Annotated in this window: 15 protein-coding genes and 1 other annotated feature; of the genes, 4 read left to right on the forward strand and 11 right to left on the reverse strand. The window is 44.8% G+C overall.

Annotation, left to right across the window (positions count from 1 at the left end; genetic code table 11):
* The first annotated feature begins 109 nt into the window (after positions 1-109).
* Positions 110-931: a helix-turn-helix transcriptional regulator gene (locus QFZ78_RS14515; RefSeq protein WP_307548498.1), complete on the forward strand. Its 822-nt coding sequence runs from the start codon at positions 110-112 to the stop codon at positions 929-931.
* Between the two features lie 95 nt (positions 932-1026).
* Here QFZ78_RS14515 and uxaC read toward each other — a convergent pair whose 3' ends face one another.
* The 3 genes from uxaC to QFZ78_RS14530 all read right to left on the reverse strand — a co-directional run bounded on the left by uxaC (position 1027) and on the right by QFZ78_RS14530 (position 4526).
* The gene (gene uxaC, locus QFZ78_RS14520) at positions 1027-2427 is read right to left on the reverse strand and encodes a glucuronate isomerase (RefSeq protein WP_307548500.1); all 1401 of its coding nucleotides are present in this window, start codon (positions 2425-2427) and stop codon (positions 1027-1029) included.
* A 193-nt stretch (positions 2428-2620) separates the two neighbouring features.
* Entirely contained in the window at positions 2621-3553 is a 933-nt protein-coding gene (locus QFZ78_RS14525; RefSeq protein WP_307548502.1) for a VanW family protein, read from the reverse strand.
* A gap of 163 nt (positions 3554-3716) precedes the next feature.
* A complete protein-coding gene (locus tag QFZ78_RS14530; RefSeq protein WP_307548504.1) occupies positions 3717-4526 on the reverse strand; it encodes a phytanoyl-CoA dioxygenase family protein in 810 nt (269 codons plus the stop codon).
* 169 nt (positions 4527-4695) lie between these two features.
* Here QFZ78_RS14530 and QFZ78_RS14535 point away from each other — a divergent pair, with 169 nt between their 5' ends.
* Positions 4696-5469: a helix-turn-helix domain-containing protein gene (locus tag QFZ78_RS14535; RefSeq protein ID WP_307548507.1), complete on the forward strand. Its 774-nt coding sequence runs from the start codon at positions 4696-4698 to the stop codon at positions 5467-5469.
* A gap of 70 nt (positions 5470-5539) precedes the next feature.
* Positions 5540-6772, forward strand: a complete 1233-nt coding sequence (locus QFZ78_RS14540) for an aminopeptidase (RefSeq protein ID WP_307548509.1) — start codon at positions 5540-5542, stop codon at positions 6770-6772.
* 64 nt (positions 6773-6836) lie between these two features.
* On the opposite strand, the gene ileS is transcribed toward QFZ78_RS14540, so the two are convergent.
* The 6 genes from ileS to QFZ78_RS14570 form a co-directional block, all read right to left on the reverse strand.
* Complete coding sequence (gene ileS / locus QFZ78_RS14545; RefSeq protein ID WP_307548510.1) at positions 6837-9917, reverse strand: isoleucine--tRNA ligase; 3081 nt, start codon at positions 9915-9917, stop codon at positions 6837-6839.
* Between the two features lie 78 nt (positions 9918-9995).
* Positions 9996-10254: a binding site (T-box leader), on the reverse strand.
* A 57-nt stretch (positions 10255-10311) separates the two neighbouring features.
* Positions 10312-11712 carry an allantoinase gene (locus QFZ78_RS14550; RefSeq protein WP_307548512.1) on the reverse strand — a complete coding sequence of 467 codons (1401 nt, stop codon included), beginning with the start codon at positions 11710-11712 and terminating at the stop codon, positions 10312-10314.
* 82 nt (positions 11713-11794) lie between these two features.
* Positions 11795-12859: an ABC transporter substrate-binding protein gene (locus QFZ78_RS14555; protein ID WP_373460370.1), complete on the reverse strand. Its 1065-nt coding sequence runs from the start codon at positions 12857-12859 to the stop codon at positions 11795-11797.
* Positions 12860-12961: 102 nt separating this feature from the next.
* Positions 12962-13843, reverse strand: a complete 882-nt coding sequence (locus QFZ78_RS14560; protein WP_307548516.1) for an ABC transporter permease — start codon at positions 13841-13843, stop codon at positions 12962-12964.
* On the reverse strand, positions 13843-14586 hold the full coding sequence (locus QFZ78_RS14565) for an ABC transporter ATP-binding protein (RefSeq protein ID WP_307440174.1): 744 nt from the start codon (positions 14584-14586) through the stop codon (positions 13843-13845). The genes QFZ78_RS14560 and QFZ78_RS14565 overlap by 1 nt, the downstream gene beginning before the upstream one ends.
* A 122-nt stretch (positions 14587-14708) precedes the next feature.
* Positions 14709-15398, reverse strand: coding sequence for a GntR family transcriptional regulator (locus QFZ78_RS14570; RefSeq protein WP_307548518.1), 690 nt, complete (start codon positions 15396-15398; stop codon positions 14709-14711).
* Positions 15399-15755: 357 nt separating this feature from the next.
* Here QFZ78_RS14570 and rocF point away from each other — a divergent pair, with 357 nt between their 5' ends.
* Positions 15756-16673 carry an arginase gene (rocF, locus tag QFZ78_RS14575; protein ID WP_307548520.1) on the forward strand — a complete coding sequence of 306 codons (918 nt, stop codon included), beginning with the start codon at positions 15756-15758 and terminating at the stop codon, positions 16671-16673.
* A 58-nt stretch (positions 16674-16731) separates the two neighbouring features.
* On the opposite strand, the gene QFZ78_RS14580 is transcribed toward rocF, so the two are convergent.
* A complete protein-coding gene (locus tag QFZ78_RS14580) occupies positions 16732-16869 on the reverse strand; it encodes a galactosyltransferase-related protein (protein ID WP_373461030.1) in 138 nt (45 codons plus the stop codon).
* A 168-nt stretch (positions 16870-17037) separates the two neighbouring features.
* The gene (locus QFZ78_RS14585) at positions 17038-17313 is read right to left on the reverse strand and encodes a glycosyltransferase family 2 protein (RefSeq protein WP_307548524.1); all 276 of its coding nucleotides are present in this window, start codon (positions 17311-17313) and stop codon (positions 17038-17040) included.
* Positions 17314-17369: the final 56 nt, after the last annotated feature.

Below are 17369 nucleotides of genomic sequence, written 5' to 3' on the forward strand. Positions count from 1 at the left end.
TAATACAATATTTGTTGTGTTTCTAATCAAATCTTGCTTATTGACTTTTATTCCTTGCATATCTTGCTATATAATAGTTATAAAAGAACGAACGAAGAGGTGTCCACTTATGGTACTCTACGAAATTGAAAGACTGCGCAGAGATCGCCCCTACTCTATGACAGTGAATCATTTTCATGATCACTATGAAATTTATTATTTACTCAGCGGGAAACGCTACTATTTCATACAGGACCGTTCCTATCTGATTCAAGAAGGCGATCTCGTCTTTATCGATAAAAACGAGCTTCATAAAACACGAAACACGGATACCCTTCATCACGAGCGTATTCTGCTTAGCTTTGATGATAGTTGGATACGTTCTATTGATGAGGATGCATCTACACATTTACTCGTTCCTTTTCAACAGAAACAGCATATCTTTTCCCTAACAGGTACGAATCGCACTTTTATTGAGAACCTTCTATTCAGCTTATTGCGCGAGCAGCAGCAGACCCTAAGCGGCTGGCAGCTGAACAGCAAAGCCCTGCTCACGCAACTACTCATCTTCTGCTCACGTCTCACAGATAAGTTAAGCTCTGCTCAGGAACTCCCGCAAACACACAATCCCAAAATATTCGAAATCGTCGCTTATATCAACGAACAGTATAGAAACCGTTTGACGTTAGCTTCGATCTCCGAAAGCTTTTATATTAGCCCAAGCTACTTTTGCCGTTCTTTCAAAGAAACGACCGGCTTTTCGTTCATCGAATACTTGAACAACGTTCGAATCCGAGAGGCTCAGCGGCTGCTGCGAGAAACGAAGTTAAAAGTCATCCACATTGCCGAGCAATCCGGCTTCGATAGCGTCGCTCACTTCGGCCGTGTGTTCAAACAAGTGACTACACAGACGCCGCTTGAATGCCGCAAATTGATGCGCCATAATATATGACCCTTACACCCACTACTCTCAGCAACCAACGCTAGGCTGCTACATAAAGAAAAAAACCTTCGCGCAGGCAACACCCCACACGAAAGTTTTCTATTTTAGAAGCCGAAATATTGCTTAGCATTATTATAGGAAATCCCTTGAACCAGCTGTTTCAGCAGCTGTTCGTCGTAAGGGAATTCTCCCGCTTCGACCCATTCGCCTAACATGTTACAGAGGATTCTGCGGAAGTAGTCATGTCTTGTGTAGGACAAGAAACTTCTAGAATCTGTCAACATCCCTACGAATCGGCCAAGCAGTCCAAAATTCGCTAGCGATTTCATCTGCGAAACCATACCATCTTTGGTATCATTGAACCACCAAGCGGATCCTAATTGAATTTTGCCGGGAATACCATCGCCTTGGAAGCTGCCCATGAGGGAAGCGAGAATTTCATTATCACGTGCATTTAAGGAGTACAGAATCGTCCTAGGCAGCGAATCAGCAACAGCAAGAGAGGATAACAAACCTGTTAAAGCGCTCGCTACCGGGCTATCATTAACAGAGTCAAATCCGGTGTCCGGGCCCAGCTTCGCGAAAGCTCGTCCGTTATTATTACGGGAAGCATTAATATGATACTGCATCGCCCAATCCAGCTTCTTGTAAACGCCCCCTAAGAACAGCAAGGTGTGCGCTTTATATTTTTTTTCTTCTTCCAAACTAACCGCGTTGCCAGCTAGAGCCGTTTTAAAAATCTGATCCACTTCTTCTTTGGTTGCTGCAGCGTACGGCACATAATCCAAAGCATGATCAGACACTTTACAACCAACTGAATCAAAAAACTGCGCTCTGCTCTCTAATCCTGCCAGCAGGTCATCGTAGGAGCTGATCGTAATGCCAGCGGATTGCTCCAATTGGGCGATCCATGGCAGGAAAGTGGCGCGATTGATTTCAAGCGCTTTGTCAGGCCGGTATGAAGGCAGGACTTGCGTATTAAAATCTTTGATCTCTTTAATTTTGATGTGATATTCCAGTGAATCCACCGGATCGTCTGTTGTGCAAATGACCGTTACTTTGGAATTCGTAATGAGATCTCTAGCGCGGGAACCGCCTTCTGCGAGCTTTGCGTTCACTTTTTCCCAGATGGCAGGCGCGTTCTGCTCGTTAATAATGTCATGAACCCCGAAATATGTTCGAAGCTCCATATGAGACCAGTGGTACAGCGGGTTGCCAATAGCCATAGGAACCGTTCCAGCCCATGCTAAGAAGCGATCGTAATCACTAGCTTCACCGGTGACTTTTGCTTCCTCCACACCGTTGGCACGCATCATTCTCCACTTATAATGGTCGCCGTACAGCCAAGCTTCCGTTATGTTATTGAATTGTTTATTTTCATAAATTTCCTTAGGACTTAGGTGGCAGTGATAATCAATAATCGGCAGATCTTTGGCAAATTCGTGGAATAGATGAACTGCGGTATCGTTGGTAAGCATAAAATTCTCATCTAAAAATGTTTTCATAAAGCTAAATTCCACCCTTCTCAAGCTGAATGATCTGCCCTCTATTCTAGCGAAAGGTGACCCGAAAATCTTGTGATTTTTTGCTTTCATTTTGTAAAATATGCATATATTGACCTCATCTCCGGCATGACTCTGCCTCTGACAAACAAAAAGCCCCATACACCAACCATCACGTTGGAACGGAGCTTATCATTTACGGAACAGGCTGACCTACATTTGTTCCCGCTTGTATTTCATCTGGCAGATCATCGGATGCACTAGGAACATGCCGCGGCTTATAATTAATGACATCGGAAGACGAAATACTGACGTAGACACGGCCAGGTAAAGCCTGAGCCCTTATCAAAATAGGCTGATTGTAGTTGTTTTTAAAGGTGAAGTCAGGACCTCCCCAATTCACTGTAGCATCCCTACCTGACGGAACATAGGGGACAGATCTGCTGTGCGAATATCTTTCTACAATTTTGAGACCAGCACGATCTACCGCGTTAAACAAAGTAGAAGAAATTTGGCAAATACCTCCGCCAATCCCTTCAGAGAATTCTCCCCTTACAATGATCTTTGCCGGCATATACCCCTTCCCTCGCGTCCGAACGCCAACAACACGATTGAAGGAAAATGTTTCATTTGGTTGAACGACATAATTATTAATAGCTTGAGCTGCAAGCTTGATGTTCGTATAACGATATTTATTATTCGAATTAAAATAGGTAACATAATAACCAATGGGACGCACACGAATACTCGCTAGCAGTTCGCTGTCTACTTTGGGATAAACAGATAACAGAGGCACTTCAAATTTCATCGGACCCTCTCGATAGTAATGCTCATAAAATTGCTCAACAAAAGCCTGACGATTCAGTCTTGCGCCTGCAATCTCCTTCACGATTCTTCCCTCATCATTAATGGTTGCATTAATCGGCTTACGATATATATTCTTATCGATCACGTCCGTAAGCCGGTCTACTCGTTCCTTATCAACGATCGGCATATCAAGAAGATTGACTGTATACGATTCCCGCTGCACATTTGCTATGCTATGACCCATATTGTCATTCGTTATTCGAAAGGGCACTTCACTCTGCTGCGCAAGAAGCAACAAACCCAGTATCCAACTATAACTCATAAACGCTATCACCCCCTCCTCTAGTGTAAACAATTGAAATGATTCCATACTATGTAAAATGGGATACCTGTTTCGTTCGAAAGTTCAGGAGTCCACAGCATCAAAAAAAGAACCGGCCAACATCCATAGATGTCAGACCGATCCCTTATGGCAATATGAAAGATTAGTGCGGATACACGGCTTGGAATTCTTCGCCGCACGGTCCCCCATTAGGGTTAACCTCTAAATCAACGGTCGTTCCATTCTGCCGATGCAATGGTCGATAGTGGTTGCTAATATGGGTTGCCGATTCGTTTACATAATGACAAATGAACGCCCGACGGAATCGATCCTTCGTTTTATTTCGGTAAGAGCCATGGATGAGATTCCCGTTAAAAAAGAGAACGTCGCCTCGCTGCATGATAACTGGCATCGCTTTTTCATCTTTCGGCGGCTTCACATAGTGAGTCGTAAATGATTCTTTGTCATCAGCGATGTCCGGACAGGCAATTTCGAATGTATTCGTTTTGGGCACAACGAGTAAGCCTCCATTTTCATCATCTGCAGCATCAATGGCCGTCCACGCGGCTATGCAATTACCAGGTTCGACCTGCAGATAGAAATTATCCTGATGAAGCGCTTGGCCGCGAGAGCCCGGCGGCTTGTAATAAAACATGCTTTGCGCGGCTAGCGCCTCTTCGTCATACAAATCTGCTAATACATCCATAACCGGCTGGTGCAGCATATATTTCTTTGCTGTCTCACTAAAGCGATGTGGATGCATAACTCGCGGAAATCTTTTTAACGGATCAGATCCATCCGCTTGCAAATTCGGTTCAAATAAGCCTGGTACCGTATGGTGGCTAATCTCCTCAAAGGTATCATCAATTTCAGCCAAATTTTGATCAGTAAACAATCCTTTTACGATTAAATAACCTTCTGATTCGAATTGCTGTTTTTGTTCATTTGAAAGCTTAAGCAGTGTCCGTGACATGTCGGTCCCCTCCATGAGTAAGTTTAAGATCGTACTTCCTTATGACATAATCATATCGAAAGCTCCACAGACATTGAAGTAAGAATGATGCTAATTACTCATACAATCCTGCTATTTCCTGATATACTTGTAGTAAATTACTGCAGATGATGAAAGGAACTACATGACCATGATATTCGATGACTTCACCTTTTTAGCCGGGCATTTTATAGAGCAAGATACGTATGTAACCAAGCGGCCGCAGGGACGAAACGATTGGCTCCTTACTTTCACACTTGAAGGTGAAGGCTTCTTTAATAACTCAGGCAATGAACGAAGCTGCAAACCTGGTGATCTCACCCTGCTGAAACCAGGAATACCGCAGCACTACGGTACGAAGAAAGATCATACTTGGCATTTTGACTGGGTACACTTCCCCTCGATCTTCACAGAAACCAATCTGCTGCCGGATGAAGATCAGCTTATCCTTACCATCGAAAGTGAGTCGATTCGCGAACGCATCCACCGAGCTTTCACACGCATACTGGAGGATTCCCGAGAGCGCGGTGAATATTGGTTCGAACTGTGCTGCAGCTCTTTGCGGGAAATCCTCCTTATCATGGCTCAGAAAACAAACAAAAAAGTCGATGCGCGAATTGAGGAGGTTCTCCACCTGCTCTCCCAACAGATGCGTCAACCTATTCGGATTGAGGATTTGGCTCAGACTGTCGGGCTCTCCCCTTCGAGACTGTCCCATCTTTTCAAAGCCAGCACAGGATATTCCATTATCGATACGCTCAATCGGATGCGGATACAACAAGCCGTGCTAATGCTAGAGCATACCGGACGGAGCGCTTCGGAGGTTTGTTATGATGTAGGCTTTCAAAACTATAATCACTTCACCAATCAGTTCCGCAAATGGTATGGCATGAACCCAAGTACATTCATGAAAGAACGACGGTAAAATTTATTTGACAGTTGACTGTCGGCAGGATAAACTGCAAGCAAGATTAGAAAAAAAGAGGAGGATTCCTATGTCTTTTGAAAGTAATCTTGATAAATATGCGGAGCTAACCGTCCGCGTCGCTCTGAACATTCAATCCGGCCAATCGCTTTGGATTCATGCACCCATTCATCATCCCGAATTCGTTCGACTTATTGCCCGTAAAGCTTATCAAGCTGGAGCCAAACACGTACATATTGAATGGCAGGATGAAATCTGCACACAAATCAAATATACCTACGCGCCTGATGAAGCATTCCATGAGTATCCATCTTGGAGAGCGCAAGCGCTGGAAGAGTTAGCTGATCATAACGGCGCCTATTTATGGATTGATGCCGATGATCCTGAATTGCTGAAGGATATTGACCCAAGCCGCATTTCCGCAAACTCCAAAGCCGCAGGCGCTAAATTAGTTAAGTGGAGAGAAAGCATGTCCTCCTATCAGATGACATGGTCGATCATCGCCGCGCCTTCTTCTGCTTGGGCGAAGAAAGTGTTTCCTCATATGGAAGAGGAAGCCGCAATCAGCGCTCTATGGGACGCCATTTTTCAAGCCACACGCGTAGATCAAGAAGATCCAATCCAGACTTGGATCGATCACAACGCGACACTTCGGAGTAAAAGATTGCAGCTTAACGAGAAGCAATTCCGTAGAATCCATTACCGCGCCCCAGGCACAGAACTAACTGTCGAGCTGCCTGCTAATCATATTTGGCGAGGCGGTTCCGCCACCAACGGAACGGGAGGCTTCGATTTCAACCCGAATATCCCGACGGAAGAAGTCTTTATTTCTCCTCATCGAATGGGTACTCAAGGTATAGTGCGCAGCACGAAACCATTGAGCTATCATGGTAATTTGATCAACAATTTCACGATCACCTTCGATAACGGACGTGTTGTTGACTACACGGCAGAACAAGGCTTTGAGTCGCTACAAGCGATGATCGAAATGGATGAAGGAGCACATTATCTGGGTGAAATCGCACTCGTTCCGCACGTATCGCCAATTTCGAACTCCAACTTGATCTTCTTTAATACGCTGTATGATGAGAATGCCTCTAATCATTTGGCCCTTGGAAGAGCCTTCCCTACATGCATCGAAGGCGGGACTTCGATGTCCAAGGAAGACCAAGAGAAAGCGGGCCTTAACAACAGTCTGATTCATGTTGACTTTATGATCGGCTCTGCCGAGATGGATATTGACGGCGAACATGCAGATGGCACGATAGAACCCATTTTCCGCAAGGGGAATTGGGCATTCTAGAAATTAAAAAGGGTAGTACCGAGAGTCATGATAACCATGCCTCTAGGTGCTGCCCTTTTTTCAGTTACTCTATAAGCAAGCGGAGATTGTTGTCCCCAATTAAGATGGATTCCATGTTTTCTTCAATAGCGTATCTTACACTGGAAAGCAGGACGTTCTCTTGCAGAACATGATCAAAACGCTCCAACGCCTCTTTCAACACCAGATTGACATCGAGAACAAGATCAACTCGTTTATCAATAGGCAGCTCCAGCTTTTTACGATAATCCTGAATGGCACGTATGATTTCTCGTACAAGACCTTCCTGTTCCAATTCTTCCGTTATGGATGTATTTAAAGCTGCCGTGATCTGGTTACTGGAAGCTGAAGCAAACCCTTCTTTCGCTTGTTTTTCCACAAGCAACTCATCCAGTGTGAGATGGAGTTCCTCTCCCTCGATCGTTACTTCGAGAAAACCGTTATCGACCGCTTGTTTGGTTTCTGAAGTAGACAATTGCTTCAAATGGTTTTGCAGGGGGCCAACGAATTTACCGTACTTTTTCCCAGCTACCTTAAGATTCAGCTTCACATTGAAGTCAACAAACCCGCTGTCGCTTTGTTCTACACGGATTTTTTTAATGTTTATCTCATCTTTAATGATTTCCTCAAAACGACTTAGATCGAAGTTGTTATCGAGCGAAACGATCAACTCGGAGAGAGGCTGGCGTGTCTTGATACCTGTATCATTCCGAATAGTTCGAGCCAACTCAACGATCTGCCTTGCGGTTTCCATGTCATTCTCGAGCTTTATATCGATAGCTGATTGCATCACTGTTGGGTAATCAGCCAGATGAACGCTGCCTTCTCCGCCGAGGTTACCGTAAATGTCCTCGGCAATGAGCGGCGCATATGGCGCTATCATCCGCGAGAGTGTCAGCAGCACTTCACGCAGTGTTTGATACGCTGACACTTTATCAACGGTCATTTCACTGCCCCAGAAACGATCGCGAGAACGACGGATGTACCAGTTGCTCAGCTCGTCGACAAACATTTCGATTTGCTTCGCCGGGTTTAGAAAGTCGTTAATTTCCAAGCCCTTACTGACATTTTGCAGTGTGCTGTTTAGTCTTGATAATATCCAGCGATCCAATTCGTTCGCGTGCTTTTGAACCGGATGGTCTTCGTGCTTATACTGGTCAATCGTTGCATATAACGCATAAAAAGCATGTGTGTTATTGATCGTATCGACCACTTTGGATTTCGCTTCGGCAACAATTTGCTTAGAGAACCGTTTGCTGTTCCAAGGTGCGCTGTCTGACAGCAGGGCCCATCGAAACGCATCTGTCCCAAATTCATCGATGATTTCCCATGGATCGATGCCGTTACCTTTGCTTTTAGACATTTTTTGTCCGTTCTCGTCCAGTACATGTCCGGTAGAAAGAACGGCTTTGTAAGGCGATTTGCCATTATACAACGTTGAAACAGCAAGCAGACTGAAGAACCAGCCCCTTGTTTGGTCAATCCCTTCGCAGATCATATCCGCTGGGTACTGCTCATTAAACAACGTCTCATCTCCGAATGGATGATGATACTGCGCAAAAGGCATTGAACCGCTATCGAACCAGACGTCGATCACCTCAGGGGTTCTCTCCATGATGCCTCCACAAGAGCAGCGCAGTTTCACTTCATCGATGTAGGGCTTATGCAGCTCCAAGCTTTCGTCAATTGGCTTTACTGATTTTTCTCGCAAATCTTTGTGGCTTCCCGGTGCATACTCCACTCCGCAATCCCCACATAACCAAACGTTAAGCGGGGTCCCCCAATAACGATTACGGCTGATGTTCCAATCGACAAGCTCTTCAAGGAACTTGCCGAAGCGCCCTTCACGGATGTGGGAAGGGTACCAGTCGATTTTACTGTTGTTTTCGATCAATTGCTCTTTAATTGCGGTGGTTTTGATAAACCAGCTCTCCATCGCATAATAGAGCAGCGGGGATTTACAGCGCCAGCAGAAAGGGTAACTATGCTCATAGCGCTCTTTGGAAAATAGCAGGCTGCGTTCAGACAAGTTTTTCACGATATCGACGTCACAATCTTTGACGAAGCGTCCAGCGAAGTCAGTGATCTGATCATTGTAACGTCCTGCCAAGTTCACTACATTCACAAAATCCAGTTCGTGTCGACGGGCTGTTCGGTAATCATCTTCACCATGCGCCGGAGCAATATGAACGATACCCGTACCACTCGTATCCATAACATAGTCTGCGTCTACGACGATATGTCCTTTGGTGGGGCTAATATACCCAAAAGGAGGCTCGTAGGCAGTGCCGACGAATTCCAATCCTTTATGCACAGATAAGATTTCGTAGTCTTGTTTGAATACTTTTTCCGCGAGATTTTTCGCGACGATGTAAACTTCACCTTTTTGTTTCACTTTAACATAATCGATGTCTTTATTTACGGCCAACGCTACGTTCGCAGGTAGTGTCCATGGCGTCGTCGTCCAAGCCAGAAAGATTTCCTGTCCGTTTCTACTCCTGAATTTTACTGTGGCACTTAAATCTTTCACATCTTCATAGCCTTGAGCCACTTCGTGAGAACTGAGCGTTGTTTGACAATCCGGACAATAAGGGCTTACACGGTGCCCCTTGTATAATAGCCCTTTGTTATGGATTTCGGATAAAATATGCCAAACACTCTCGATATAGTCGTTATCCAACGTAACATAGGGGTTATCCATATCCGTCCAGTATGCGATTGCTTCCGTCAGTTCACGCCATTGCTTTTCATATTCAAATACGCTGCTTTTGCATTTCTCAACAAATTCGGCTACTCCGTATTTTTCAATCTCTTGCTTTCCAGAGATACCAAGCTGCTTCTGCACACCAAGCTCGACGGGCAAGCCATGTGTGTCCCAACCAGCTTTGCGGATGACTTGGTACCCAGACATTGTTTTATAGCGGCAGATGAAATCTTTCACAACACGACCAAGCACGTGTCCGATATGGGGTGATCCATTTGCCGTTGGCGGTCCTTCGTAAAAGACGAAGTTCGCTTTACCTTTGCGGCTTTCGATGGATTTGCGGAATGTATCATTCAATCTCCATTGCTCAAGAACACGCAATTCGCGGGTTCTCGCTTTTTCTTTCACATCAATTTTTCTCATGTGTCATACACACTCCTCTATTAAAATGATAGGGGCTAACCATGAAACGATTTACAGAAAACAAAAAAATCCCGTCCCGTAAGGGACGAGATTACATCTCGCGATACCACCCTAGTTCCATCATGATCATAAAGATATGATCATGATAGCTCTCGTTCTACGTACTATCATACGCGGCCCTTGTAACGGCGGGATCCCGGGTCAGCTTACTAGAATTCCTTCAGCTTTCCTTCTCAGAGGGGATTTTCGGCTAAGTCTTGAATGTTGGCTTTCAGCGCAAGGCCAACTCTCTGGAAATCAAGGGGATTAGCGTACTCGTACTCGTCAATGAATTTACATGAATTAAGAACACTCAGTTAATTCATTTTTACATCAACTTCATTGAATGTCAAGTTCACTCACCTTCGTATTGCAACGTACCTACTTTATTTTTATTTGGACACCATTTGCCAGCCTTCACAGCACTGATCCCCTTCGCTTCTTCATAGACAAGATTCCCTCTGCTCCAGGTAGCCCGCACTTTACACCCCAGTTCCTTTCCTACATAAGGACTATGCTTATGACGATACAATAAGTGTTCTGTTTGCAGCACATATGGGGCATTCAATGAAATCATGACAAGATCTGCATCGGCGCCTAGGCGGATATCTCCTTTGTTAGGAAGAAGACCGAATCGCTCAGCCGGCGCGTAGGACAGCATATGACTTAACTGACTAAGCCCGATCCCCCGCTTCAAGTGTCCTTCATCAATCATAAGTTCTAGTGAGCTTTGTGCTCCCGATATGCCACCCCATGCTTCAAAGTAATTGCTAGATTCCTTCAATGTGCTTGGACTAGGGGAATGATCCGATGAAATCATATCAATATAACCAAGGCGCAAAGCCTCCCACAACCGTTCCTTCTCATCTTCACTACGCAGTGGAGGCGCACATTTGGCCGTAGGCCCTATTCGTTCTAAGTCATCCTCCGTTAGGATTAAATAGTGCGGACAAGTCTCCAGCGTCACGTTAACCCCGCGCCTCTTCGCATCCATAATGATCTTCACAGCAGCCTCGCTGCTGATATGAACGAAATGCAGGGGACACCCTGTCTGCTCTGCATAAAAGAGTGCTCGATTCACCGCTTCGAGCTCAGCAAGAATCGGGCGTGTGGACGTATAGTCTTTCGCCGTGACTTTGCCTTCTGCCTGTTTCTCCCGTCCTAAGCGTGAAACAAGTGACTCGCTTTCAGCATGAAGCGCCAGCACTCGGTTCATTCGCGCAATGCTCTTCATCCCTTCCCACAAGGTGAGGTCATCTACCTCACGAAATGCTTCCTCTCCCGGGTCACCCGGCGAAGACATGAAAGCTTTGAAACCAATGACACCAGCTTCGCTCATGGGCTCCAAATCATCCAGATGCCCCGGCACCAGTCCACCCCATATGGCGTAATCGACCGATGATTGTTCGCGAGCAGCTTCCAGCTTCATCTCCATCGCGGAGACGGTAACTGTTGGCGGAACGCCGTTAAGCGGCATGTCGATGTATGTGGTACATCCGCCTGCGGCTAATGCGGCAGAACCCGTGGCAAATCCTTCCCAGTCCCCCATTCCGGGTTCATTCAAGTGGACATGGACATCAATCATACCAGCCATGATGACCATGCCGGAAGCATCAACAACTTGCTCTGCTTCCAGCGTAATCCGCTCATCCAATCGCGAAATCTTGCCATTCTTAATACCTATATCCAAAAAACGGACTTCATCTCGCAAAACAACGGAGCCGTTTCGAATGATCACATCTAATAATTCGCTCACCCTGTTCACCTCGACTGTACTTACATTCATAATCTTCAGGACCGAAATAAGCATGCTGTCTCGACCCTGAACATGAACTTACTTATTTGAATTCAACTTTTACAAGTGATGAATCTACAGCTTTCAACAAGCTCAAATCATGGTAAGTATCTGGTTTCGGAATGGTTTTAATATTACCTACAGCTTTTAGATATTCACCTACGGCCGCACCGTTACTGCCATTTACGTAAGTATCATCTACTTCCATCGAGTATACATTTCGGCTCATGATTTGCGTCAGCTCTTCAACACTTAAGTGAAGCTCAGGAGCAAGAATCTTGATCGCTTCATCGCGGTTCTTGTTAATATAATCCGTCGCCTTTTTGAGACCAGCAAGCACGGCTTTAATCGTATTCGGATTTTTCTTAATAAAATCGTCTGAAACCTGCATCGTTGTATGAACGCTCATCCATTTCACATCGCCTTTTTTGTCAGGCAGCTCACTCTTCGTTCCGCTGAACAAGAACTTGCCTCCACCTTGAATCGCTTTGGTAATAAACGGTTCCCAACAAGCCAGGGCATCAATATCACCTTTTTGCAAAGCAATTACCGCATCACTTGGCGCTATATTGACGTATTTTATTTTGCTTACATCCACACCAAGCTCTTTACCCATATTATCAATTGCGATCTTCACGTCTGCTCCGTTGGGGATCCCAATTGTCTTGCCTTCTAAGTCTTTGGATGTCTTCAGTTCTAATTTCTTGGAACCGACGACAGCTTGCGTACCCGCAATTTGCGCTAGGGGTGTAACAATTTTCACAGGAACGTTCGATGATTTTAGAATAATGTCCATAAAATTCGTTTGAATCGAGAGTGGCGCGCTGCCGCCGGCAACCATCGGTCCGATATCCGGTCCGCTTTCAATCAGTTGACTGGTCACATTTAATCCAGTTTCTTTGAAATAGCCAAGCTTATCTGCAATAATTTGTTGAGAGGAAATCTGTGCATCACGTACGCCGACTAACGTAATATCTTTCATTTCCGGAACTGCCGCCGCGGCAGCCGTAGCTGCAGGTGTTGTTGTTGTCGCTGCAACAGCTGTTGTTGCTGCGGGAGCCGTTGTACTTGTCGTCGTTTGTTTGGAACTACATGCTGTCACTACCATAGCTGCCGTTACGAATACCAAGAAAGATTGAGCCCATATTCTTTTGTTTTTCATGTGTTTCCCTCCACTTTTCTTTCTCTTTTTTCGGGTCATCATTTGCTTCTATTTCTCAACAGCATCTCTCATGCCACCCTTACGCCACGCCAAGACCCTCCTTTCCAAAATTTTCACTAAGCCTGAAAACAAACTGTATGACAAGCCAATTAAAATAATGGCGACAAACATGTTGGAAATTTTGAAATAATTTCTGGCATCCACGATGATATAACCAAGCCCTGATTTCGCGCCCATCATTTCAGAGACAATTAAAGCCGAGAAAGACAGACCCAGACTGACCCGCGCACCTACAATAAAATTTGGAATCGCCGATGGAATCATAACCCGGGTAAAGATTTGCCGCTCTGAAGCGCCTAAACTAAGGGCAGATCGAATGAGTGTAGATGGCACTGACTTAAAACCGTCAACTGTATAAACAAGTACAGGAACGAATGTTGTCCAAGCTATTAGCAGAACTTTGGGAAACTCTCCGATACCGAACCAGATGATGAATAGCGGCAGCAAAGCCAAGGCTGGAATCGGACTTACGAGATTGAGGATTGGAGACATCCATCGTTCAAACGTTCGGAATTTGCTCATTAACACTCCGAACAATACAGCGAATAAGCAACCAATGACGAATCCCAAAGCAATACGAATTGAACTGGAAACTAAACTTTCTAACACGATCCCCGTCTTCGCCAGTACCCAGGCATCCGACACAATCAGGGTTGGTGGAGGTAGGAATATCGGATTAAACCAAGCAAATCTCTCATTTAACTGAGAAAACACTTCCCAAAGGACGAAAAAGGTAACGAACGGCATGATGTTCCATCTCTGCATAAAACTTTCTTTGTACCCTTTGCGCTTCTTCAGCTGCTCTACACGCTTAGTCCCAGTTGGAAGCAAATCACTGTCAGCAACGACCGTTACCGATGTTTCACTCATCAGATTGCCTCCTCTGTTTCATCTTCCATCAAAATCCGCTCGATGCTGCGCATCGCTTTACTAAATCCAGGAGATTCAAACGTGCGTGGATGCTCAATTTCGATGGAAAACGTCTCTGCAATTTCGCCATCCTTCATCACAACCACCCGATCAGCTAGATAGACTGCTTCGCTAATACTGTGAGTAACGAATAGGATAGTCGGTCTAAGCTTTGCACATATGCGCCTAAGCTCTCTACGCATCATGTCCCTGGTCAAAATATCGAGAGCACCGAATGGTTCATCCATCAACAAAATTTCTGGTGAGCTCGCAAGTGCTCTAGCAATTCCTACTCGCTGCTTCATACCGCCAGATAATTCGGCTGGATAATGATTCGCATAGGCTTCAAGTCCAACCAGACTCAGGAATTCCTTGCCGATTTCTTTGGCTTTCGCCTTGGACGCGCCTTGTACTTCAGGCCCAAATGAAATGTTTTCGAGAACATTGTACCAAGGGAACAAAGCATGATCCTGAAAGACCATTCCCCTTGATTTCGATGGGCCTTTTATCATCTCACCATCGACCTTTATTTCACCTTCATCAGGGAGCAAATATCCGGCCACCATATTCAGAAGTGTTGATTTACCGCAACCGCTATGCCCTAAGATACAAATAAATTCATGAGAATTCACCGTTAAGTCAACTTGTTTAAGCACGACGCGATCTCCAAAGCTCTTCCCCACTTGCTTCGCCGTTAATTTCATTCCCTCGCCCCTTCCATAGCTCTCAACTTTGTTCGAAGCATTTGCATGTTGTATGCAATTAACGCTCAACATCACACACAAGATTGTATACAATCTCTCGTAAAAAAATGGGCACAACTCATTTATCTTTTGACGGTTGCATAACTTCTGGACTTAAAAATATCTGTAAGTGAATGCGGCTTCACACCATGTTCTTCGAAATCCAAAGATGCTTCAATCTCGCTTAAATGTTCAACCATCAATCGTTCAGCTAAATCCGCATCCCCTAACTTAATGGCCGCTAAAATTTGCTCATGATCATGGCAATACCTATTTTTCTTCATCCCATAAAAGGCGATAATCACATAAGTGAGTGCAATCAATTCTTCCAAATAATGATAGTAGTAATAATTGCTCGCTAATTCAGCAATGCGGAGGTGGAAATCACCCGTAATTCGTAGAGCTCCCAGTAGATCACCCTGCTTATGCGCTTCATGCTCATCATCCAGCATTATTTTTAATTGTTGAAACTGATCGTCTGTCAACGTACCACACACTTTACGGATCGCCGCCGCTTCAATCACTCTGCGCATTTCGAACACTTCTTTAGCCTCATGTGTGGATGGGCAAGCAACAAAAGTACCTTTGTAAGGAATGACGGTTACTAACTTCTCACTCGCCAGTCGGCGGAGTACATTGCGTACAGGTGTGCGGCTCACTCCAAAAGATTCTGCCAGCACTTCTTCGACTAACTGCATATTGGGACGAAGCTTTTGTTCGATAATGGCATCCTTAATTGCGGTATACATGTCTAGTTCATTTGCTTGTAACATAAGGACCTGTTCTCCAATCCCCTGATGAATTGTTTAATTCACCATGATCGTAATGAAAATAAGATTTCATGTCAATATACATAACACTAAAAGCCTCATCTTTTAGAATAACAAACAATATATCACGTTAACTTTGTTTTCGATGATAAAAAATGGCTATTTACACTTGCATTTATTATATTTTTGTTCATACGATGTTATATTTTCTTACATATCCCCTTATAAAAGAGTTAAGCTGTTGCTTACGGCAGCAATTGCCACAGGAACCAAATTAAAATCTCCAATTATGAGCTGGGTTATGATAATCTAATTACAAACGAAGCTTTATCTGAAGCCCAAACAAGAGGAGCTGATCGCATGAGTACCAAACCGACTATTGCTGCGATTACTGTGCCATTTGATCTTGGAGCAGGTCGACGCGGAGCCAGCAAAGGACCGAAAGCCATTTTACAAGCAGGTCTAATTCGAGGTCTACAGCAAATGGATATCACAATCGATCATATTGCTGATATTCGTCTACCGGACGATAAAGCAACTCCCTTGGCAGCTGAAGTTGATCAAACCAACCTCAAGTATTTGGCTGAGGCTATCGAGGTAAATACACTACTGGCTAAGCAAGTCTCTCAGGTCGTGGAACAAGGACGCTTTCCTCTCGTCATTGGCGGCGATCATAGCATAGCTATCGGTACATTAGCTGGATTATCCGGCCATTATCAAAACTTAGGTATCATTTGGATCGATGCTCATTCGGACCTAAATTCAGCAGATACAAGTCCATCCGGTAATATTCATGGGATGTCATTGGCCGTCAGTCTAGGGATGGGGCATCCCTTATTGACAAGCATTATGGGCAGTCATGACAAAGTGAAAGCGGAGAATATCGTCCTTATTGCAGCACGCTCCCTCGATGAGGGCGAGAAGAAACTCATTCGTTCTTTGGGAATCAAATGCTATACCATGTATGATATAGATCGCAAAGGAATGGCTTACATTATGCAAGATGCCATTGACTATATAAGCAGTAAAACGGACGGCGTGCATGTTAGTTTTGACGTCGATTCTCTGGATCCGATTGAAGCACCTGGAACTGGCACGATTGTAAAAGGTGGACTTCATTACCGCGAAGCTCACTTAGCTGTTGAGATGCTGCATGAAGCAGGCATTGTGACCTCAGCCGAATTCGTTGAGGTGAATCCTCTTCTTGACGACAATAACAAAACATCCCACTTAGTCGTTGGCTTAATTAGCTCCTTGCTGGGCAAACAAATTTTATAGAATGAAAACAAAAACAAGACATTGATCCTCGTGAGTTCACTTAGGATCAATGTCTTGTTTACTGCACACTGCATCTGTAACCGTGCAGCCAAAGCTTAATCGACAGTTCGATATCTTCGAATCCCCAAACATTAAATCCTCGATCAAAGCCGTCCACATCAAAAAAAAGTACTCCTCTCCAGCGCCAAACAAGCACCAGGCAAGATCGGGGCTGGAAATACGGTCTCCCGCCACCTCCTCCATTTAACTGCCATATGCTTATTCAGTGTCTGGCCATAACCAATGAGCAAAGGCGCATGTGAACATACGATTCCCCGCGATACGGCATCCGAATGTCCGGATAAGATCGGTTTAAGCAAGCGGTCTATCCATAGATCTCCAAAGAATAGATGGGCATCGCAGAATAGAAATACTTGCCTATAGCCTGATCTGCCCCCTTATTTCTTGCCATCGCCGCACCTATACCATCGGTTTGGATCACTCTTACTTGCCCGCCATACAGATTAGATGCGATAAAATCACAGCAACCGTCAGAAGAGCCGTCATCCACTACGATGATTTCGAATGGGTATGCCGTTTTTACACGCAGTGCGGATTCGATTGTATTTTTGACATGGACGCCTTCATTTTCCGCGTCCAACTTTTGTCTGCTCCTTGTTTGTCCGTTTCAGGATAAGCCTTTTACTCATACGATAT

Origin of the sequence: Paenibacillus sp. V4I5 (genome assembly GCF_030817255.1) — a bacterium.
In the GTDB taxonomy this organism is placed as follows: domain Bacteria; phylum Bacillota; class Bacilli; order Paenibacillales; family NBRC-103111; genus Paenibacillus_E.